Annotated in this window: 16 protein-coding genes, 3 tRNA genes and 2 pseudogenes; 17 read left to right on the top strand and 4 right to left on the bottom strand. The window is 58.5% G+C overall.

Features of this window, described 5'->3' with window-relative positions; translation table 11 throughout:
* Positions 1 to 9: 9 nt before the first annotated feature.
* Together murU and BN874_RS21165 are read right to left on the bottom strand one after the other, a co-directional pair.
* A complete protein-coding gene (murU, locus tag BN874_RS21170; RefSeq protein WP_034436840.1) occupies positions 10 to 678 on the bottom strand; it encodes an N-acetylmuramate alpha-1-phosphate uridylyltransferase MurU in 669 nt (222 codons plus the stop codon).
* On the bottom strand, positions 675 to 1,673 hold the full coding sequence (locus BN874_RS21165; protein WP_034436831.1) for an aminoglycoside phosphotransferase family protein: 999 nt from the start codon (positions 1,671 to 1,673) through the stop codon (positions 675 to 677). The genes murU and BN874_RS21165 overlap by 4 nt, the downstream gene beginning before the upstream one ends.
* 90 nt (positions 1,674 to 1,763) lie before the next feature.
* Here BN874_RS21165 and BN874_RS21160 point away from each other — a divergent pair, with 90 nt between their 5' ends.
* Genes BN874_RS21160 through rsmA form a run of 3 tightly spaced genes read left to right on the top strand, consistent with a single transcriptional unit; the run spans position 1,764 to position 6,277 of the window.
* A complete protein-coding gene (locus BN874_RS21160) occupies positions 1,764 to 4,037 on the top strand; it encodes an LPS-assembly protein LptD (protein WP_051498179.1) in 2,274 nt (757 codons plus the stop codon).
* A 30-nt stretch (positions 4,038 to 4,067) separates the two neighbouring features.
* Positions 4,068 to 5,465 (top strand): peptidylprolyl isomerase, encoded by a 1,398-nt coding sequence (locus BN874_RS21155; protein WP_154725062.1) that lies wholly within the window; start codon positions 4,068 to 4,070, stop codon positions 5,463 to 5,465.
* A complete protein-coding gene (gene rsmA / locus BN874_RS21150; protein ID WP_034436819.1) occupies positions 5,462 to 6,277 on the top strand; it encodes a 16S rRNA (adenine(1518)-N(6)/adenine(1519)-N(6))-dimethyltransferase RsmA in 816 nt (271 codons plus the stop codon). The genes BN874_RS21155 and rsmA overlap by 4 nt, the downstream gene beginning before the upstream one ends.
* Positions 6,278 to 6,336: 59 nt before the next feature.
* On the opposite strand, the gene BN874_RS21145 is transcribed toward rsmA, so the two are convergent.
* Positions 6,337 to 7,134, bottom strand: coding sequence for an enoyl-CoA hydratase (locus tag BN874_RS21145; RefSeq protein WP_034436877.1), 798 nt, complete (start codon positions 7,132 to 7,134; stop codon positions 6,337 to 6,339).
* A gap of 231 nt (positions 7,135 to 7,365) precedes the next feature.
* On the opposite strand from BN874_RS21145, the gene BN874_RS21140 reads away from it, so the two are divergent.
* The 5 genes from BN874_RS21140 (at position 7,366) to thpR (ending at position 10,178) form a co-directional block, all read left to right on the top strand.
* The gene (locus tag BN874_RS21140; protein ID WP_034436818.1) at positions 7,366 to 7,998 is read left to right on the top strand and encodes a response regulator transcription factor; all 633 of its coding nucleotides are present in this window, start codon (positions 7,366 to 7,368) and stop codon (positions 7,996 to 7,998) included.
* Positions 7,999 to 8,036: 38 nt separating this feature from the next.
* Positions 8,037 to 8,807 (top strand): NRDE family protein, encoded by a 771-nt coding sequence (locus BN874_RS21135; RefSeq protein WP_034436816.1) that lies wholly within the window; start codon positions 8,037 to 8,039, stop codon positions 8,805 to 8,807.
* Between the two features lie 118 nt (positions 8,808 to 8,925).
* Positions 8,926 to 8,999: transfer RNA gene (locus BN874_RS21130), tRNA-Arg, on the top strand.
* A 158-nt stretch (positions 9,000 to 9,157) separates the two neighbouring features.
* Positions 9,158 to 9,670 (top strand): nicotinamide-nucleotide amidase, encoded by a 513-nt coding sequence (gene pncC, locus BN874_RS21125; protein ID WP_230314513.1) that lies wholly within the window; start codon positions 9,158 to 9,160, stop codon positions 9,668 to 9,670.
* A complete protein-coding gene (gene thpR / locus BN874_RS21120) occupies positions 9,645 to 10,178 on the top strand; it encodes an RNA 2',3'-cyclic phosphodiesterase (RefSeq protein ID WP_034436814.1) in 534 nt (177 codons plus the stop codon). The genes pncC and thpR overlap by 26 nt, the downstream gene beginning before the upstream one ends.
* A 10-nt stretch (positions 10,179 to 10,188) precedes the next feature.
* Here thpR and BN874_RS24040 read toward each other — a convergent pair whose 3' ends face one another.
* Positions 10,189 to 10,359 carry an oxidoreductase-like domain-containing protein gene (locus tag BN874_RS24040; protein WP_081756579.1) on the bottom strand — a complete coding sequence of 57 codons (171 nt, stop codon included), beginning with the start codon at positions 10,357 to 10,359 and terminating at the stop codon, positions 10,189 to 10,191.
* A 234-nt stretch (positions 10,360 to 10,593) separates the two neighbouring features.
* Here BN874_RS24040 and recA point away from each other — a divergent pair.
* From recA to BN874_RS21075, 9 genes and pseudogenes are all read left to right on the top strand, one after another.
* Positions 10,594 to 11,937: pseudogene (recA, locus tag BN874_RS26260) on the top strand (recombinase RecA); the annotation flags it as partial.
* Between the two features lie 333 nt (positions 11,938 to 12,270).
* Positions 12,271 to 12,747: pseudogene (locus tag BN874_RS26255) on the top strand (recombinase RecA family protein); the annotation flags it as partial.
* A complete protein-coding gene (locus BN874_RS21105; RefSeq protein WP_051498177.1) occupies positions 12,725 to 13,207 on the top strand; it encodes a regulatory protein RecX in 483 nt (160 codons plus the stop codon). The pseudogene BN874_RS26255 and the gene BN874_RS21105, both read left to right, overlap by 23 nt.
* Positions 13,208 to 13,264: 57 nt before the next feature.
* Positions 13,265 to 14,434: an RNA-binding domain-containing protein gene (locus BN874_RS21100; RefSeq protein WP_034436812.1), complete on the top strand. Its 1,170-nt coding sequence runs from the start codon at positions 13,265 to 13,267 to the stop codon at positions 14,432 to 14,434.
* A gap of 63 nt (positions 14,435 to 14,497) precedes the next feature.
* Positions 14,498 to 17,155, top strand: a complete 2,658-nt coding sequence (gene alaS / locus BN874_RS21095) for an alanine--tRNA ligase (protein WP_195912254.1) — start codon at positions 14,498 to 14,500, stop codon at positions 17,153 to 17,155.
* A gap of 186 nt (positions 17,156 to 17,341) precedes the next feature.
* Positions 17,342 to 18,574: an aspartate kinase gene (locus BN874_RS21090; RefSeq protein WP_034436810.1), complete on the top strand. Its 1,233-nt coding sequence runs from the start codon at positions 17,342 to 17,344 to the stop codon at positions 18,572 to 18,574.
* 148 nt (positions 18,575 to 18,722) lie between these two features.
* Complete coding sequence (gene csrA / locus BN874_RS21085; protein ID WP_034436808.1) at positions 18,723 to 18,938, top strand: carbon storage regulator CsrA; 216 nt, start codon at positions 18,723 to 18,725, stop codon at positions 18,936 to 18,938.
* A gap of 75 nt (positions 18,939 to 19,013) precedes the next feature.
* Positions 19,014 to 19,106 (top strand) — tRNA-Ser (locus BN874_RS21080).
* 68 nt (positions 19,107 to 19,174) lie between these two features.
* Positions 19,175 to 19,251, top strand: a tRNA-Arg gene (locus BN874_RS21075).
* Positions 19,252 to 19,486: the final 235 nt, after the last annotated feature.

Genomic DNA, 19,486 nt, shown 5'->3' with positions numbered 1-19,486 from the left:
CGGATCGCATCATCCCAGGCGCAGGACGCAGTCCAGTTCCGCTAACCGTTGCGGGGTGCCGATATCGCGCCAACTGCCGCCATAATGCTCGCCACTGACCCGCCCCGCCGCCATGGCCCGTCGCAGCACCGGACCGAGCGGGAATCGACCCGGCGCACAGTCGCCAAATAATTCCGGGCGCAGCACGCTGATTCCACTGTAGGTCAACTGCGGTTGACCCAACACCCTGACCTGCCCGTCCGCCATCAGCGCAAAATCACCCTCAGGATGGTGCGGTGGATTGTTCACCAGCACCAGATGCGCTAATCCAGTGGGTGCAGTCGGCAGGCAGGCAAACGGGCAATCACTCCAGACATCGCCGTTGATCACCAGAAACGGATCCGATCCCAACAGCGGCAGCGCCTGGAAAATGCCGCCGCCGGTTTCCAGCACCTCCGGTGATTCCGGGGAATAGACAATGTGGACTCCCCAAGCCTGACCGTCGCCCAACGCCGCCGGCAACTGCTCGCCGAGATGACCGGTATTGATCACCAGCTCATGGATGCCTGCCGCCCGCAAGGCTTCCAGGTGATGGACGATCAGCGGCTTGCCGGCGACCGGCAGCAGTGGCTTGGGCGTGTAATCAGTCAGTGGGCGCATCCGCTCGCCGCGCCCAGCCGCCAGGATCATTGCTTTCATGGCATCGGTTGCCAGCGGTCTACGCCCCGCGCTCGCAGCAGACCCCGCAGGCGGGCGAGTTCGGCATAGCGTCCGGCCACCTCCAGCACATAGCCCAGAGTGCGGGGAATATCGCCCAGATAGCCGGGTTTACCATCACGCAGATTCAAGCGGGCAAAAATACCAATCGCCTTGAGATGGCGCTGGACACCCATCAGATCAAACCAGTGCAGGAATTGTCCGGCGTCGTCCAGTCCGCTCATACCCAGCGCCCGCAGCCGCACCCGATGGTCCAGCGCCCACGCCTCGACCTGTGAGCGCGGCCAGGCAACGTAGCAGTCGCGCAGCAGCGATACCAGGTCGTAAGTCACCGCGCCCACCACTGCGTCCTGAAAATCCAGGATGCCGGGATTGTCCGGGTCGGTGATCATCAGATTGCGCGAGTGGTAATCGCGATGCACCCAAACTCTGGGCTGTTCCAAGGCGTTGTCGGTCAGCAGCGCGAAGGTGTGATCAAGCAGATGATGCTCATCTTCACTCAAGTTCAGACCGAGCAGCCGGCCCAGGAACCAGTCGCGGAATAATTCCATCTCCCGGTGCAGCAGCGCCGAATCGTAGGGCGGCAGTAACGCTGAACCGGGATCGCCGCCGATCTGCAATCGCGCCAGCGCTGCCAGCGCGTCGTCATACAGGCCCGATACCCTGTGATCATCGAGTTCGGCCAGATATTGCCGGCTACCGAGATCGGTCAGCAGCAACAACCCCTGATCCAGATCGCCGGCCAGCACTTCGGGCGCGTTCAATCCCAGCCCGCGCAGCGCTTGAGCCATAGCGACAAAGGGCCGACAGTCCTCCTGCGCCGGGGGCGCATCCATGACGATCCGGGTCTGGCCGTCGTACCAAACCCGGAAATAGCGGCGAAAGCTGGCGTCGCTGGACGCTGGGGCCATCCGGGTCAGCGGCGCCGGTAATACGGTCTCCAGCCATTCCCGCAACAACTGCTCACGATCATTCACGAAGTTCGCTCCCTCCCGGTGTGATTGCAGCAAAAATCAATCTATGCGATGTTAAGGCACTTTAATTCACTCGTAAAACCTCGTTCCGTGATGCTGCATTATCGAATGTTTCTGGCCGGCGCTGCACTGGTTCTGCTGCCCTTAACCGGTGTTCAGGCGCAAGCTATCGCCCCGCCCACTCCCTGGGCCTTGTGCGAACCCGACGAATTGGCGCAGGACATTGTTCCGGCCACTCCGAACGCGCCGCCGCCCGACGATCTGCCGATTCAAGCCGAGGCCAACCGGCTCGACTCCTCCCCCACCGAATCGCGGCTGGAGGGTAACGCCCATTTGTCCCGTGGCGATCAGCGACTACGGGCTGATCTGATCACTTTGGATCGGTCGGACAATCGCGCCCGGGCTGAGAACGGTTTTGTCTACGGCGATCCGCGCCAGGCGCTGCGTGGCAAGCAAGCAGAGGTTGATCTGAATCACGAAACCGGTTGGTTCAAGGAAGTGGATTACTACCTGCCCGGACGTAATGCCCAGGGTTCCGCTGAGGAAGTGCGGGTGAATCGGAACCAGAAACAAAGCCAGTTGCAGGACGCCAGCTACTCGACTTGCCCACGTGGCAATGAAGTGTGGCAATTGCGCGCCCATGAAATCAATCTGAATGAAGAAACCGGGCGCGGCTCGGCCTACGATATGGTGTTGTCGTTCAAGGACACCCCGGTGTTCTACTTCCCGTATCTGTCCTTTCCCATCACCGACGAACGGCAGTCAGGACTGCTGTTCCCACGCCAGGGTTACAGCAGCGAGACCGGTGTAGACCTGGCCGTTCCCTATTACTGGAACATCGCGCCGAACCGCGATATGACGATCACACCACGACTGATGACTAACCGCGGCGTGTTATTGGGCGTGGAATACCGGTTTCTTGAGCCTTGGCATCAAGGGAAGCTCGGCTTCGAATACATCCCGGACGACCGCCGCTACGAAGGCGCCCGTGGTTCGTTCAATGTCACCGACCGCGCTGCGCCACTGTCGAATGTCTATACCGACCTGCGCTACGAGTATGTTTCGGACGATAACTACATTAAGGATTTGAGCAACAACCTGGATTTCCTGACCCCCAATTATCTGGAGCGGCACCTGGACGCCCGCTATTACGGTAACGGCTGGCAGGCGCTGGCGCGAGTCCAGGGCTATCAAATCCTGAATCCGGCGCTGTTTAAGCTCACCGGAGACCCCTACCAGCGTCTGCCGCAACTGCTGTTCAACGGCGACTGGCCACCAAGCGCCGGCAGTTTGCGCTATCAGATGCACGGCGAGATGGTGAATTTCCAACAGTCTGACGCAGTGACGGGCACCCGGCTGGATTTATGGCCGACCGTGGGCTGGACTCTGGAACAGCCCTGGGGCTATCTCAAACCCCAGGCCGGTTTCCGCTACACCGGTTATCAACTCAACAATACCGCACCCGGCGCCAACGACGCGCCCACCCGCGCCGCGCCGGTACTCAGCCTCGACAGCGGGCTGATCTTTGATCGGTCTTTGCAGGCCGATTGGCTGGGCGTTGCTGCGGGGACGCAGACGCTGGAGCCGCGCCTGTTCTATCTGTATGTGCCCTACCGCGACCAGAATGCTATTCCGATTTTCGACAGCAGTGTCATGGATCGCGATATTGACTGGCTGTTCCGTAAAAACCGCTTCACCGGCGCCGACCGGTTGGGCGATGCCAATCAGTTGACCGCCGCGCTCACTACCCGGTTGCTCGACGGACCCAGCGGACGGGAACGGCTACGGGCCAGCATCGGCCAGATTCAGTACTTCGAGGACCGCCGGGTGAACCTGTATCCGGTTGATTTACCCCAAACCTCGCCCAATTCGGGCCTGATCACCCAGGGACAGGCCAATCTGTCATCGCACTGGTCCGTGCAGGGTGGCGTACAACTGGAACCCGACAACAGCAACCTGTTGCGCAGCGCCCTTGACCTGCGCTATTACAGCAATCCCCGCCAGTTGATCAATGTGTCCTATCTGCTGGATCGCGACCAGCCCAGCCTGGGCCAGCAGGGCGATCAGATTAACTCGGTGGATATTTCGTTCTTCTGGCCGCTCAGTTCGCAATGGCGAACCCTGGCCCGCTGGAATCAGGCGCTAAACATCGACCGCAATCTGGAAACTCTGGCCGGACTGGAATACGAGGACTGTTGCTGGGCGCTGCGGGTGGTTGCACGCCAGTATCGCGACAGCCCTGCCGATGTCACGGTGCAGACTGCCTTTTATATGGAATTGGAACTGAAGGGTCTGTCCCGGCTGGGCAGCAGTTTGGAAAACCAGCTTCGGAGTTCCATCCTCGGCTATCAACCGATCCGTTATTAGCTCCTCTCCTAACTCTCTCCAATGGTCCGCATGAACAAGCTGCTTTCTTCCCTGATGCTGTGCCTATTGTTGTCCGCATTCTCCATTCCCGGTCAAGCGCAATTGACCTTCGGTCCCGGCCCCGAGGGCGCGAGCAGCACCCTGGATGTCATCGTGGCAGTGGTCAACGACGACGTGATCACTCGCCGCGAACTGGATGCCGCCATCGTGCGGATCGAAGCCCAGTTGCGGCAGCGCAAGGTGCCGGCTCCTCCCCGTCCAGTGCTGGAGCAACAGGTGCTGGAGCGGCTGATCCTGAATCAGTTGCAGTTACGCGCCGCCGAGCGCAACGGCGTCACTGTAGACGATGCTACCTTGAACGCTGCCATCGAAAATGTGGCCCAGCGCAACAATATGAACCTGACCCAGATGCGACAAACCGTTGAGAAGGATGGGATCAGTTTCGCGCAGTTCCGCGACGAGGTGCGCCGGGAATTGTTGGCGGCGCGATTGCGACAGAAGCTGGTGGACAGCCAGATTCAGGTGTCGGAGCTGGATGTGGACAATCTGCAAGCCCAGTTGGCGGCTTCGACCGGTGGCGGCGGCAGTAGTAATGCAGGTAACGAGGCACGCGAATATCGAGTGGCCCAAATTCTGATCGCGGTGCCGGATAACGCCTCGCCCCAGCGGATCGAGGCGGCGAAGCGCAAGGCCGAAGATGTGTTGACGCAACTGAACAAGGGGGCTGATTTCCGGCAACTGGCGGTCAGCGTGTCTGCCGACCGGCAGGCGCTGGAAGGTGGTGATCTCGGTTGGCGGCGAGCCGATCAGTTGCCCACCCTGTTCGCCGACGTGGTCCTCCGGCTGAAGCCCGGTCAGTCCAGCGACTTGATCCGCAGCCCTAGTGGGTTCCATATCGTCAAACTGCTGGAAGTCCGGGGCGGTGGTGCTGAGACGCGACCAACTCCGACCCAGCAGGCGCTGGTAACTCAGACTCACGCCCGCCACATCCTGCTTAGAGTCTCGCCGCAGCAGTCTGACGACGAAGCTCGCCAACGCCTGGAGCAAATGCGTCAGCAGATCCGCAAGGGTGAGGATTTTGCGGTTCTGGCCCGCGCCCATTCCGATGATAAGGCGTCCGGGGAGCGGGGCGGTGATCTAGGCTGGGTAACGCCGGGGATGTTGGTTCCTCAGTTCGAGCAGGTGATGAACGCGCTGAAACCGAACCAGATCAGCGCGCCGTTCAAAACCCCGTTCGGCTGGCACATCGTTCAGGTGCTCGAACGCCGCCAAGGGCAGGCTTCCCCCGAAACCGAGCGGGCGCGGGTACGCGAGGCTCTGCTGCGGCGCCGTTCCGATGAAGACTGGGAATTAGTACTGCGCCGGTTACGCGACGAGGCCTATGTGGAAGTTCGCCTGCAACCGGCGGGGCCGACCCCGGCGCCATGAGCGACGTTCCGGTCACGCCCCGCCCCCGCAAGCGCTTCGGCCAGCATTTCCTGCATGATCCCAATGTCCTGCATCGGATCGTGGCGGCGATCCGTCCGACCCCCGCTGATCATGTCGTAGAAATTGGCCCTGGTCTGGGGGCATTAACCCGCCCCTTGCTGGAAGCGGCCGGCGAGCTGGATGTGGTGGAACTGGATCGCGATCTGTTGGAGCCGTTGCGGGCGTATTGCACCGGGGCGGGCACCTTGCGGATTCACCAGGCGGATGCCTTGACGTTCGATTTCGCTACCTTACGCGGCGCTGGACCGCCGCTGCGGGTAGCGGGCAATCTGCCCTACAACATCTCCACTCCCCTCCTCTTCCACCTGCTGGATCAGGCCGAACACCTGCGTGACCTGCACTTTATGCTGCAAAAAGAGGTGGTGGATCGGATGGCGGCGGGACCGGGCGAGGAGGCTTACGGACGGTTGTCGGTGATGCTGCAATACCGCTGCCGGGTTGAACCGCTGTTCACGGTCGGGCCGGGAGCCTTTCGTCCGCCGCCAAAGGTGTGGTCGGCAGTGGTGCGTTTGGTTCCACGTGAAACATCTCCCGTCGCAGTGCGGGACGAGCTGTGCTTCGCCGAGGTGGTGCGGCTGGCGTTTGCCCAGCGCCGCAAGACGCTGCGCAACTCGCTGCGCGGTATCCTGGATGCCGCCCAAATTAAGGCGGCAGGGATTGATCCCAGCGCTCGCCCGGAGACGCTGGGGCTGGCGGCATTCGCGGCGTTGAGTGAAATCAGGGTGACGGCGGATCATGCAGCGCTGGGTTGAAGCCGGATAAAATCCGCCTTGCGGGTTCCGCCGCCCGTAGGTCATGGCTAGTGGCCGATTCAGCGGCCTTGCCATTCCGGTTTGCGCTTGGCGATAAAAGCGTCTATGCCTTCGCGGGCATCCGCGCTGTTCATATTGCAAGCCATGGTCTCGCTGGCCTGCGCGTAGGCGTCCTCCAATCCCATTTCCAGTTGCCGGTAGAACAGCTCCTTGCCCATGGCGATAGCGAGTGGCGGCTTGTTGCTGATCACCTCGGCCAGTTGCCAGACGGCGGCATTGAGTTGATCGGGCGGAACGACCCGGTTCAGCAAACCCCGCTGCAAGGCGGTCGGTGCATCGATGAAATCACCCGTCAGTAACAATTCCAAGGCGTGCTTGCGGCTCAGATTGCGGCTCAGCGCTACACCGGGCGTTGAACAGAACAGCCCGACATTGATTCCGGACGTAGCGAAGCGGGCATTTTCGGCAGCAACCGCCAGATCGCAGGCGGCGACCAGTTGACAGCCGGCGGCAGTCGCAATGCCGTGAACCCGGGCGATGACCGGTTGCGGCAGCCGGTTGATCGTGAGCATCACCCGTCCACACTGAGCGAACAGCGCTCGGTGGAACGCTGGATCGGAATGGGCACGCATTTCCTTGAGATCGTGGCCGGCGCAAAAAGCAGCGCCACTGCCCGCAATCACCACAACCCGAACCGTGCGGTCGGTGGCGATAGCCTCCAACACAGTTTGCAGCGCTTCCAACAGGGCTTGCGACAGTGCGTTATAGTGTTTGGGACGATTCAGCGTCAACGTGGCGACGCCCGCCTCGTCCTGGCGCAGCACCAGTGCGTCTCCGGTATCAATGGTTGCAGTCATGGCCATGTATTTCCTCTCAACAATGGTTTTTCGATGCTCGAAGCCGGAATCATCCTGCCTCGACCCAGGGGCAACACTGTTTTTATACTCAGGACTTTCGCGCTTGCTGTGATGTAGCACCGGCCTGAAGCCCATGCTACGCCCCATTTTGCGATCAAAGTGAACGTCCTAATACTAATGGCGCTCTTGCACTCCTGCGAAGAGCTTCTTCTAATTCTGGTGCTTTTCCTTATGAACCTCGCTCATACCCCTCTCGTTTATATCGTAGATGATGAACCCGCCCTACGCGATGCGCTGTTGGGGCTGCTGAAGTCGGTTGGATTACAGGCACTGGCCGTGGCCGATATTGAGGCGATGATGACAGCCTATCAGCCGCAGCGACCGGGCTGTCTGTTGTTGGGTATTCAGGGGCATCCCGATCTCGGTGCCCAGCAGTGCTTACGCGAGCAGGGCATTGATCTGCCGGTGATCATTATCGCCGGCCATAGCGATGTGTCCCTGGCAGTGAATGCGATGAAACAAGGGGTGCTGGATTTCATTGAAAAACCGTTCAACGATCAACTCTTGCTGGATGGGGTTCATCACGCCCTCGCCGAAGATACGATCCGACGGCGATCCCGGGCGCGACACCGGGAGTTCCAACAGCGCTTCGACACCCTGACCCCGCGTGAACAGGATGTGCTGCGGCAAGTAGCGGAAGGTCTGTCTAATCAGGACATCGCCGAGGTACTCAAGCTGAGCCGCAAAACCGTGGAAGTGCATCGGGCCAAGGTGATGGATAAAATGCAAGCCGATACCCTGGCGCAACTGCTACGGATGACCCTGACCCTGGGTATTCTCAAGCTCTATGATTTTGACACCTGAACTGCGCTTCACCTCTCTTGCCGAGGGCCAAAACTGCCATGTGTCTGATCCTGATGGCCTACCGTTACCACCCTCGCTACCCTCTGCTGGTTGCGGCCAACCGCGATGAGTTCCACGACCGACCAACCGCACCGCTGGCGTTCTGGGACGACCTCCCACAGATCGTAGCCGGGCGCGATCTCAAGGAAGGCGGCACCTGGATGGGTCTTGATCGCACTGGGCGCTTTGCCGCGATTACCAACTACCGCGACCCGTCGCGCGTGATGCCGGATGCGCCCTCACGCGGCTACTTGGTCAGCGATTTTCTGCGCAGCACCGAACCGGCTCGGGTTTATCTCGACCGGCTGGCGCCGAAGGCGAGCGCTTACAACGGTTTTAACCTGGTGCTGGGCGATGCGGAAGGGCTGTTCTACTCCTCCAACCGTGGTGGTGAATGGCGGGCATTGGCGCCGGGGCTGTACGGTCTGAGCAACCATCTGTTGGATACGCCCTGGCCGAAGCTGGAACGGGGTCGGCGCGGATTGCGGCAACTCCTGGATCGTCAACCCGACCCGACACCTGATGAATTGCTGGAACTATTGACGGATCGCACCTTGGTACCCGATAGCGAGTTGCCCAATACCGGCGTTTCGCTGGAATGGGAGCGCTGGCTGTCGCCGATGTTTATTAATGCACCGGGCTACGGAACTCGTTCTTCTACCGTGTTGCGAGTGGATGCCGATGGACGGGTCTGGCTGGTCGAGACCACGTGGGCTGATGGCAGCCGGCGCGAATTTCAGTGGGATTGGCCGTCGGGAAATCCGGCATAATTGAAATCATCGGCTTGTCTTGTTGGGAAACTATTTAATCGGCTATTCTTATCATCAATTCCTAGCGCTTAACCCCGTTCCACGGGGAACCACTTTTTCCGCAACTCTCTCTTGCTTAGCCCCGGTAGCTCAGTTGGATAGAGCGCACCCCTCCTAAGGGTGAGGTCACAGGTTCAATTCCTGTTCGGGGCGCTCCTTATGAATCCAGCCACGTCCAATCAGTCTTTTCGGTAGGTTACTGAATTCCTGCTGACGCGGGAATGACGGAAAGCGAACGTCCTGATTTTAAAAATCAGCCATACCGTTCCCCAACCAAAGTTTTTCAACCCCTGCTCAGTAGGGAGATCGCCGTGTCATTGAGTCTCGCGCATCAGAATCTCTACGAACTAGCCGCGCAAGTCAGCGTCGCTCTGCGTACCCGTAACCGCATTCTCGCCATCGCCGAATCCTGCACCGGCGGCTGGATCGCCAAGGTGGTCACCGATATACCCGGCAGCTCCGGCTGGTTCGACCGGGGATTCGTCACTTACAGCAACGCTGCCAAGAGTGATCAGTTGGGAGTCAACGCCGCGACCATTGCCGGCCACGGCGCAGTCAGTGCCGAGGTTGTTGCTGAAATGGCGATGGGGGCGCTGGAACGCAGCCGCGCCGATGTGACCCTGGCGGTCAGCGGGATTGCCGGCCCCGACGGCGGTAGCCCGGACAAACCCGTGGGCACGGTATACCTGGCTTGGGCATTACGGGAGGGTCCGATCCGCACCGAACGCCGGCATTTCGCCGGCACTCGCGACGAAGTGCGCTCAGCATCGGTCGCTGCTGCCCTGCAAGGGGTGCTGGATGTCTTCGCCCTCCACCACTCATGATCAACGGCGGCTGTTTCTGGCGCTGTGGCCGGAGGATGCCGAACGCCGACAAATGGCTGAGATGGCGGCAAGCATTGCCGGACGGCGACGGGTGCGCGACGCCCATCTGCATCTCACGCTGGTATTTTTGGGCGCTACCGACAGTGCCCACTTGGCCGCTTACGAAGCGGCGCTGGCCGATGTGTCGGTGCCGATACTGGATTTGATTCTGGATCGCTACGGGTATTGGCCGCGACCCCGCATCCTGTGGCTGGGTTGCAGCCGATCTTCGCTGGAACTGGATAATCTGGTTGCTAATCTGCGCCAGCGGTTGTGCGGTTGCGGCTTCACCCCCGAACGGCGACCGTTTCAAGCCCATATTACCTTGGCCCGCAACCATCCCGGTCCCGCCCCGATGCAATCGCCGGTGGCGCCGGTGCATTGGCGGATCGGCGAGGTAGCTCTGGTCGAATCCCTCCGGGAAGAAAACGGCTCATGCTATCGGGTGTTGCGCCGCTGGCCGGGCTAGGTGTCGTCCGTCACTTCAGGCCCTGCTGCTGCCCATCCGCGTAGGCTGCCTCATAGCGCCGCAGCGCCTCGTAATAGAACACCCATACGCAATTTTCGCAGCCCCGCTCACAGCACTCACCCTGTACCGGTGGTTTAGGCGGGACTGGCGGCGGGATTTGGGCAACTTCAGGCGAAGACATATAGCGCTCCTTAATGAAGGGTAGCGATCCCTGCACCGGCTTCCAGCCCGTGTTCAGTTCACGGGCAAGATGATCGTGCTACGACGAACTCCATAACTCAAATAGCAGGGCCACTTGGCGCGATGGCTCCGGGCCGGGGGCTAGGTTAGCCGAGGGTTCTATGGAATAATTATTAAAACAACCGGTTCCGATCCAATCGCCCGGTTTTCTCAGCCAAGCGGGGGAATTTGGGCAATGGATGACAATAAAAAGAAGGCGCTGGCAGGAGCGCTGACGCAGATTGAACGCCAGTTCGGCAAGGGTGCGGTGATGCGGTTGGGTGATACCCCCGCCCGCGACATCATGACGATTTCCACCGGATCGCTGGGCTTGGATATTGCGCTTGGGATCGGCGGCCTGCCCCGTGGGCGAGTGGTCGAAATCTATGGCCCGGAATCCTCCGGTAAAACCACTTTGGCCTTGCAGGTCATCGCTGAAACTCAGCGGCTCGGTGGCTGCGCCGCGTTCATTGATGCCGAACACGCGCTGGATCCCACCTACGCAGCCAAACTGGGCGTCAATGTTGACGATCTGTTGGTCTCGCAGCCCGATACCGGCGATCAGGCGCTGGAAATTGTGGATATGCTGGTGCGCTCCGGTGCCGTAGACACCGTGGTCGTTGATTCGGTGGCGGCGCTGACGCCCAAGGCGGAAATCGAAGGTGATATGGGCGATTCCCACGTCGGCCTGCATGCCCGGTTGATGAGCCAGGCGCTGCGCAAGCTCACCGCCAATATCAAGCGCTCCAATACCCTGGTGATTTTTATCAATCAAATCAGGATGAAAATTGGAGTTATGTTTGGCTGTTTTGATTATGGGGCACGTGTCGTTTTGGCTGACGGTTCGACTGAGAAAATTGGCAAAATTGTTAATCAGAAAAAACCGGTTGAAGTCCTGTCGATGGATCCGATCACTGGACGGATCGAACCCCGTCCGGTCATCAAATGGTTCCGCAATGGCGCAACCGATGAGTGGCTCTATTTCGAGGCTGCCGCAGGCGCTGGATCGGGCCGCCGCAAATTGACCTGCACCGCCAATCACCTGATTTTTACCCCCAGCGGTGAACGACGGGCGGGTGAGTTGCAAATCGGTGATGAGGTGATGGTCGCCGCCAAGCATTACCAACTGAGCGAAGATCAGCGGCAACTGATCCTGGGTGGTCTGTTGGGGGATGGATCCCTGCGCCATGCCTCAGAACAAAATGTGTCCTTCCGGGTCGGGCATGGCAAGAAACAACAGGATTATTGCCAATGGAAATGGCAAATGCTGGCTCCGTTTGCCAACAAGATAGGCAAAATCGGCAAAGGCTTTGGTTTCGATACCCTTCCGATGCGCCAGTTAGCCGAACTGCATGAACAGGCTTATGGCCCGGAAGGTCGGCAGGTCAGTGAAGCGATGCTGGCGGCGCTGGATGCGCGGGCCGTTGCCGTCTGGTACGGTGATGACGGTTCATTCTCCGGCAGTTATGAACACTGGGGGCATGGCAAAGCTGAAATTGCCTGTGTCAGTCTCTCTATGGCTGACAAGGAACGACTGGCCGCCCGTCTGGAAGAACTTGGCATGGGGCGTCCCACCGTGCAGGAACGCTCGCTCCTGTTCAGTGGCGAACGGACGCAGTTGCTTCACGCGAAAATCGCTCCTTATCTGCACCCGTCCCTCGATTACAAACTGCATCCCGATTTTCGCGGGCAATTCCGCTGGGAGCTGAATGGCGCGGCGAATGCGCTCGAAAATGATCTGGCTGCCCGCACCGAACTACGGGCCGCGCCAATGCGGATTACTCGTAAGGAACTCCGTCTTGCCGCCCCACGCCACCGGATGCGTTTTGACTTGGCGGTCAAAGGTCATCACAGCTATCTGGTGGATCATGTGGTGGTTCATAACTCCCCGGAAACGACTACCGGCGGCCATGCCCTCAAGTTCTACGCCTCGGTGCGGCTGGACATCCGCCGCACCGGCGCGATCAAGAAAGGCGATGAGGTCATCGGCAACGAGACCCGCGTCAAGGTGGTTAAAAACAAGGTCGCGCCGCCATTCAAGCAAGCCGAGTTTGAAATTCTCTACGGTGAGGGCACCTCCCGGCTGGGCGAGGTGGTCGATCTTGGCGTCAAGATTGGGCTGATTGACAAATCCGGGGCCTGGTACAGTTGTAATGGCACCCGCATCGGTCAGGGCAAGGATAACGCCCGCAGCTATCTGCGGGAAAATCCTGAATTGGCTCGTGAACTGGAAGACAAAATCCGCGCCCACTTTTTGACCCGTCCTGATGCGGTGCCCGCCACCACCGAACCGGTCGAGGACGATGGAATCATCAGTTCCGCTGCCGATGAGCTGGAAACGGATCTCTGAGGAGGCCAGCGCTGCTGATGCGGCGCTGATTCGCGCCAAGGCGATGGAGTTGTTGGCCCGGCGCGAACATTCCCGGTTGGAACTGCGACAGAAGCTGATGCAGCGCGGTTTTCCAACCGAGCGGATCGAGTCGGTGCTGGATCAACTGGTGGCGGATCGCCTGCTTCACGAAGGCCGCTATGCTGAACTCTATGCGTGCAGCCGGGCTGACAAGGGTTATGGGCCGTTACGCATCGCTCGCGAACTGCGTGAACGCGGCATCCCTGAAGATCTGGTCGCCGCAACTTTGGCCGATCTGGAAAGTCTTTGGCTACCCAAGCTGCGGGAACTGCACCGTAAACGGTTCAAAACCTTGATCCCCACCGACACCGCCGGGATCATCCAGCAAACCCGGGTGTTGCGCCAGTGCGGTTTTACTCTCGATCAGATCAAGGTTCTGTTTGAAAATGGTGAACAGTAGCCGCCGGGAAAATTAATTTTTCCTTTTCCATGCCTTCCGTGGACAAATTCTGTAATCATGACGCCAAACAACAACTTCAATAATAACCACATTGCCGAAGTATTGGCGCTGATTAGCCAAGGCGAAAACAGCTCGGTCGAATTCAAATCCGCCAACGCTCATCCTGATTCACTGGCACGGGAAATTATAGCCTTCGCCAATACCCAAGGCGGCGCGTTATTAATTGGGGTTGAAGATGATGGCCGCATTTCCGGTTTGACTGAATCGGTTGACCACGAGGCGCGGATTGCCAATATCGCCCGCAATAACATCAATCCGCCGATTAATATTGAATCAGTAATAGTGTCCATGCCGGAAGGCCGGGTTTTACTGGTCAAGATCGGCAGAGGCCGCGACCGTCCCTATCAAACTTTGCAAAACCAGTTTTTAATCCGGGTCGGCTCGACCAACCGCACCGCGACTCAAGGCGAATTGCTGCGCCTCTTTCAACAGGCTGGCCTGTTTCACTATGACGCCACCGCCGTTCAGGGAACCGGCATCGCCGATCTTAACTTGGCCGCACTCGACCGTTATTTCAGTCAATACAACTTCGATTTGAATGCCGAAGACGATCAATCCCGCATCCTGGCCAATGCCGATGTGATGACCGAAGACGGGGCAGTCACTGTCGCCGGTCTGTTGCTGTTTGGCATCAATCCCCAGCGTCATTTGCCGTATGCGGGAATCTCCTTCGCCCACTTTGCCGGTTGTGAAATCACCGAGGAATTAATTGACAAGCAGGTGATCGAAGGCGCGTTAGGATTTCAGGTTGATTCAGCACTGGCGGTGCTTCGCAATAACCTGCAACGCCCCAGCCGCATTCAGGGTTCCCGCACCGAAGACGCCGCTTTCCAATACCCGGAAAAAGTGTTTCGGGAATTGCTGGTCAATGCCGTTATTCACCGTAACTACGCCATTACCGGTTCACGCATCCGGGTCCAGTTATTTACCGACCGCATTGAATTTATCAGTCCCGGCCGCCTGCCTAATTCGGTCAGCATCGCCAAACTGTCCATAGGCGTGTCCTATGCCGTCAATCCCATTATCGTCAAGTTCATGGAAAATATGCGCTATATGGATCGGCTGGGACGCGGGTTGCCGATGGTCTGGCAGATCGCCCGCAACCATCAACGCGAGATTCGCTTTGAAGAACTGGGCGAAGAATTTTGGGTCATTTTGGGACGTTAGGGATCGCGTTACACTCCTCGCCATCTGCCCGCCAATCACCCTCCACTGAACTAGCGACTCCCTATGATCAACAGCGCCGAACTTCGCAAGCTCTTTCTGGATTACTTCCATGACCACGGCCACGAGGTGGTCGCCAGCAGTTCGCTGGTGCCGATCAATGACAGCACCTTGCTGTTCACCAACGCCGGCATGGTGCAATTCAAGGATGTGTTCACTGGCCGCGATCAGCGCCCCTACCTTCGCGCAGCCAGTTCACAGCGCTGTGTGCGGGCCGGCGGCAAGCATAACGATCTGGAAAACGTGGGTTATACCGCTCGTCATCACACCTTTTTCGAGATGTTGGGCAATTTCAGCTTCGGCGATTATTTCAAGGCGGATGCGATTCGTTTTGCCTGGGAATTTCTGACCGGGGTGCTGAAACTGCCACCGGACAAGCTGTGGGTCACGGTTTATCTGACTGACGACGAGGCGTATCAAGTCTGGGCTGACGAGATCAAGGTACCCAGGGAGCGTATCACCCGCATCGGTGACAAGCCCGGCGGCAAGCGCTATGAAAGCGATAATTTCTGGGCGATGGGCGACACCGGTCCCTGCGGCCCCTGTTCGGAAATCTTCTACGATCACGGCCCGGAGATCGCCGGTGGCCCGCCGGGCACGCCTGACGAAGACGGCGACCGCTATATCGAAATCTGGAATCTGGTGTTCATGCAGTATGACCGCAGCGCCGACGGGACGCTCATCCCGCTGCCAAAGCCTTCGGTAGATACCGGCATGGGGTTGGAACGGCTGGCGGCGGTGATGCAGGGCGTTCACAGCAACTACGAGATTGATCTGTTCCACCATCTGATTCAGGCCACCGCCGAGGCTACCGGCGCGGCGGATTTGCAATCCAGTTCGCTACGGGTCATCGCCGATCACATTCGCGCCACCGCTTTCCTGATCACCGATGGCGTCCTCCCGTCCAACGAGGGGCGCGGCTATGTGCTGCGGCGGATCATGCGCCGCGCTATCCGCCACGGCTACAAGCTGGGCGCGGAAGGCAGTTTCTTTCATACCTTGGTCGCGCCGCTGGCGGCTGAAATGGGTGACGCCTACCCGGAATTAGTCGCCGCTGCGGATCAGGTGACCCGCGTGATCCGCCAGGAAGAGGAGCGTTTCGCCGAAACCCTGGCGCATGGCATGAAGCTGCTGGAAGACGGCATCGCTGGTTTGTCCAGCGCGACCATTCCCGGCGCGACCGTATTCAAGCTCTACGACACCTATGGCTTCCCGGTCGATCTGACCGCCGATATTGCCCGCGAACGCGGTTTGCAACTAGATATGGAGGGTTTTGACCGGGAAATGGCGGCGCAACGGGAACGGGCGCGTGCAGCCAGCAAGTTCTATGTTGAATTAACTGATACCGTTTTATTTTCTGATGAGTTGGAAGGAGAAGTTACCAGCGCAACAGATTTCCAAGGTTACGACCACATTCAAGTCGATAACGCTTTGATTTTGAATATTTATCTTGACGGAAAGTCAGTAGATTGTCTTTCTGTAGGCCAACAAGGAATGGTTGTTCTTAAACAAACGCCTTTTTATGCGGAATCAGGCGGTCAAGTTGGTGATCAAGGTGTGTTGGATAAAGGAGATGGGACGATTTTTGAGGTCAGTACCACTATCAAATATCGTCACAACATGTACAGCCATGTAGGTATTCTTAGGAGTGGTAAACTGTGTGTTAGTGATACTGTTGTAGCGACTGTGGACGCCGCCAAGCGCCAAGCCACCGCGCTCCACCATTCCGCGACTCACTTGCTTCATGCCGCGCTGCGCCGAGTGTTGGGTACGCACGTTAGCCAGAAAGGCTCGCTGGTGGATCCGCAGCGACTGCGTTTCGATTTTGCCCACTTCGAGCCGATTAGCGCTGAGCAGTTGGAGGCCATCGAGCGGCTGGTCAACGCCCAGATTCGCGGCAATGTCGCGGTTGAAACCGAGATCATGGACGCCGAATCGGCGATGGCCAGCGGCGCGATGGCGCTGTTCGGCGAGAAATATGGCGACAAAGTGCGCGTGTTGCGGATGGGCGATTTCTCCACCGAACTGTGTGGCGGCACCCATGTTCATCGGGTCGGCGATATTGGTTTGTTCAAGATCATTTCCGAGGGCGGCGTTGCGGCGGGAGTGCGGCGTATCGAAGCAGTCACCGGCGACCGGGCGCTGGATTACGTCGCATCACTTCAGGATCACGCCCGTCAAGTGGCGCAACTGGTCAAGGGCGACCGCGACAGTTTCCCGGACAAGGTCCGACAACTGGTGGAGCGCACCCGCCAGTTGGAAAAGGAGATTGAGCAACTCAAAGGGCGGCTGGCCAGCGGCCAGGGCGCTGATGTGTTAAGTCAGACCGTCGAAGTGAACGGCATCAAGGTGTTGGCCGCCCGGCTGGATGGCGTGGACGTCAAAACTCTGCGAGAGGCGGTAGATCGCTGCAAGGAGCAGCTCAAAACGGCAGCGGTGGTGCTGGCGACGGTCGAAGAGGGCAAAGTGCGGCTGGTTGCCGGAGTCACAGCGGCGGAAACCACGCGCATCAAGGCCGGCGAACTGGTCAATATGGTAGCCCAGCAGGTCGGTGGCAAAGGCGGCGGGCGTCCTGACTTAGCTCAGGCCGGCGGCACTGACCCTACGCAACTGGATGCCGCCCTGCGTTCCGTACCGGAGTGGATACACCGTCAATTGGCTTAATCCCGCCGGGAGGCTAAGCGCCCGATCAGCCTCCTGGCCTGATCCGCAAATCTCGTATCCTGCCCCACACAATTCCCTATGCGAATTGCTTGGAGATTTCCGACCTTTCGCTATAATCGCCGCCTTCATGACAAACTCGGCGCCCCGTCGAGAATAACGCTCACTTTAGTTAAAGTAGGGATACCCATGGCGCTAATCGTGCAGAAATACGGCGGTACCTCGGTGGGCAACATCGAGCGTATCCAAAACGTGGCGGAAAAGGTTATTGGCTGGCGTGAGCGCGGTCATCAAATCGTAGTCGTGGTCTCGGCCATGAGTGGCGAAACCGACCGTCTGATCGGCTTGGCCAAGGGGATTACCGACCGCCCCCCTCCCCGTGAACTGGATGTGCTGTTGTCTACCGGCGAACAGGTCACGATTGCTTTGCTATGCATCGCGCTGGAAAAGCACGGCTGTCCGGCCCGTTCCTACACTGGCGGCCAGGCACGCATCCTCACCGACAACGCCTTTAACAAGGCGCGCATCCAGGCGATTGAGGCGGACGCCATGCGCGCTGATTTGGATGCCGGAAGGGTAGTAGTCGTAGCCGGATTCCAGGGTGTAGATGAGGATGGCAACATCACCACATTGGGCCGTGGCGGTTCCGACACCACTGGTGTGGCGCTGGCCGCTGCGCTGAAAGCTGACGAGTGCCAGATCTACACCGATGTAGATGGGGTTTACACCACCGATCCGCGAGTGGTTCCCGAAGCCCGCCGCCTGGATCGCATCACTTTTGAAGAGATGCTGGAGATGGCCAGCGCGGGGTCGAAGGTTTTGCAGATCCGCTCGGTGGAATTCGCCGGTAAACACAATGTCCCATTACGAGTGCTCTCCTCCTTTCAGGAAGGTCCGGGCACCTTGATCACCTTCGAGGAAGCGCTGGAGGCGGAGCCAATGGAGAAAGAACTGATTTCCGGTATCGCGTTCAACCGCGATGAGGCCAAGTTAACCGTTCTGGGTGTGCCCGACCGGCCCGGCGTGGCCTTTAGCATCCTGGGGCCAGTGTCCGACGCGAATATCGAAGTGGATATGATCATCCAGAATATCGGGCGTGACGGCACCACTGACTTCACCTTCACGGTACATCGCAATGACTATGAGCGCACCTTGGAAATTCTGCGGCAGCACGCGACCCAACTCGGCGCCAGGGAAGTGTCCGGTGACAATAAAATCGCCAAGCTGTCGCTGGTGGGGATTGGGATGCGTTCTCACGCCGGCGTCGCCAGCCGGATGTTCGAGGCGTTAGCCAAGGAAGGTATCAACATTCGTATGATCTCGACCTCCGAGATCAAAATTTCGGTGGTGGTGGACGAGAAATATCTGGAGTTGGGGGTGCGCGCCCTGCATGAAGCGTTCGAGTTGAACAAAGCGGCCTGAACCCTACGTCTCGGCGAGTTTCAAAGCGGGGCGCACGTCGGCTAACCCGATAAAATTTGATGGCAGGAATGGACTGTTTACAGATGCGGACTGTCGAAAACCGCAAGGTGACCTGGTGCTGTTAATGGAAAACAAGGAGTAGCTTGCTATGTTGATTCTGACGCGCAGAGTTGGAGAAACGCTGATGATCGGTGACGAAGTGACGGTAACCGTACTCGGCGTAAAAGGTAATCAGGTCCGCATTGGCGTCAATGCGCCCAAGGATATTGCCGTGCATCGCGAAGAAATTTACGAACGAATCAAACGCGAGCAGGATGGTACTGTCCAGGGCGCGGTTCCGCCGCAACCCAATCACGAAGCGTAAAGTTGGGGCTTTACGCTGGTGGCTTCAGGCAGTATCCTTAGCAGTTCATGACGCCCGCTTGGCGGGCATCATCCCGGAGAGATGGCCGAGCGGCTGAAGGCGCTCCCCTGCTAAGGGAGTATGGGGTCAAAAGCTCCATCGAGGGTTCGAATCCCTCTCTCTCCGCCAGTTTTCACGGAAGGATTCGGGCTTTTGACAACACGCATCCCGATCCGCATAATCCGCACCTCAACAACGCGCCCGTAGCTCAGATGGATAGAGTACCTGGCTACGAACCAGGTGGTCGGGAGTTCGAATCTCTCCGGGCGCGCCAATCAAAACAAAAGGTTAGATCAATCAGTCTAACCTTTTTTGCGTTGTGGCGTTGTATATTTCAAAAAGGCCCCCACAATGGCCCCCACAAATTGATGGGCTAGATTGGAGTGTCAATGCGCAGCCCTTTCAAGGTGGTTTAAGCAGGATTTAAAAGTAATTTAAAAATCGTAACTACTTCTACTTTGTCAGATTTATCTATTTGATTTAAATAGCAAACAACATAATACGTAATT

Source organism: Candidatus Contendobacter odensis Run_B_J11 (genome assembly GCF_000531125.1).
Taxonomy (GTDB): domain Bacteria; phylum Pseudomonadota; class Gammaproteobacteria; order Competibacterales; family Competibacteraceae; genus Contendibacter; species Contendibacter odensensis.
Note: the sequence above shows the minus strand (reverse complement) of the source record. Positions and strands in the feature narration are given on the sequence as shown.

Excerpts from the sequence above, each read along its gene's own strand:
- BN874_RS21135 (WP_034436816.1), top strand. The coding sequence starts at position 8,037 with ATGTGTCTGATCCTGATGGCCTACCGTTACCACCCTCGCTACCCTCTG.
- BN874_RS21145 (WP_034436877.1), bottom strand. The coding sequence starts at position 7,134 with ATGACTGCAACCATTGATACCGGAGACGCACTGGTGCTGCGCCAGGAC.
- BN874_RS21090 (WP_034436810.1), top strand. The coding sequence starts at position 17,342 with ATGGCGCTAATCGTGCAGAAATACGGCGGTACCTCGGTGGGCAACATC.
- BN874_RS21100 (WP_034436812.1), top strand. The coding sequence starts at position 13,265 with ATGACGCCAAACAACAACTTCAATAATAACCACATTGCCGAAGTATTG.
- murU (WP_034436840.1), bottom strand. The coding sequence starts at position 678 with ATGAAAGCAATGATCCTGGCGGCTGGGCGCGGCGAGCGGATGCGCCCA.
- csrA (WP_034436808.1), top strand. The coding sequence starts at position 18,723 with ATGTTGATTCTGACGCGCAGAGTTGGAGAAACGCTGATGATCGGTGAC.
- thpR (WP_034436814.1), top strand. The coding sequence starts at position 9,645 with ATGTCTTCGCCCTCCACCACTCATGATCAACGGCGGCTGTTTCTGGCG.
- alaS (WP_195912254.1), top strand. The coding sequence starts at position 14,498 with ATGATCAACAGCGCCGAACTTCGCAAGCTCTTTCTGGATTACTTCCAT.
- rsmA (WP_034436819.1), top strand. The coding sequence starts at position 5,462 with ATGAGCGACGTTCCGGTCACGCCCCGCCCCCGCAAGCGCTTCGGCCAG.
- BN874_RS21160 (WP_051498179.1), top strand. The coding sequence starts at position 1,764 with ATGCTGCATTATCGAATGTTTCTGGCCGGCGCTGCACTGGTTCTGCTG.
- BN874_RS21140 (WP_034436818.1), top strand. The coding sequence starts at position 7,366 with ATGAACCTCGCTCATACCCCTCTCGTTTATATCGTAGATGATGAACCC.
- BN874_RS21105 (WP_051498177.1), top strand. The coding sequence starts at position 12,725 with ATGAGCTGGAAACGGATCTCTGAGGAGGCCAGCGCTGCTGATGCGGCG.
- BN874_RS24040 (WP_081756579.1), bottom strand. The coding sequence starts at position 10,359 with ATGTCTTCGCCTGAAGTTGCCCAAATCCCGCCGCCAGTCCCGCCTAAA.
- BN874_RS21155 (WP_154725062.1), top strand. The coding sequence starts at position 4,068 with ATGAACAAGCTGCTTTCTTCCCTGATGCTGTGCCTATTGTTGTCCGCA.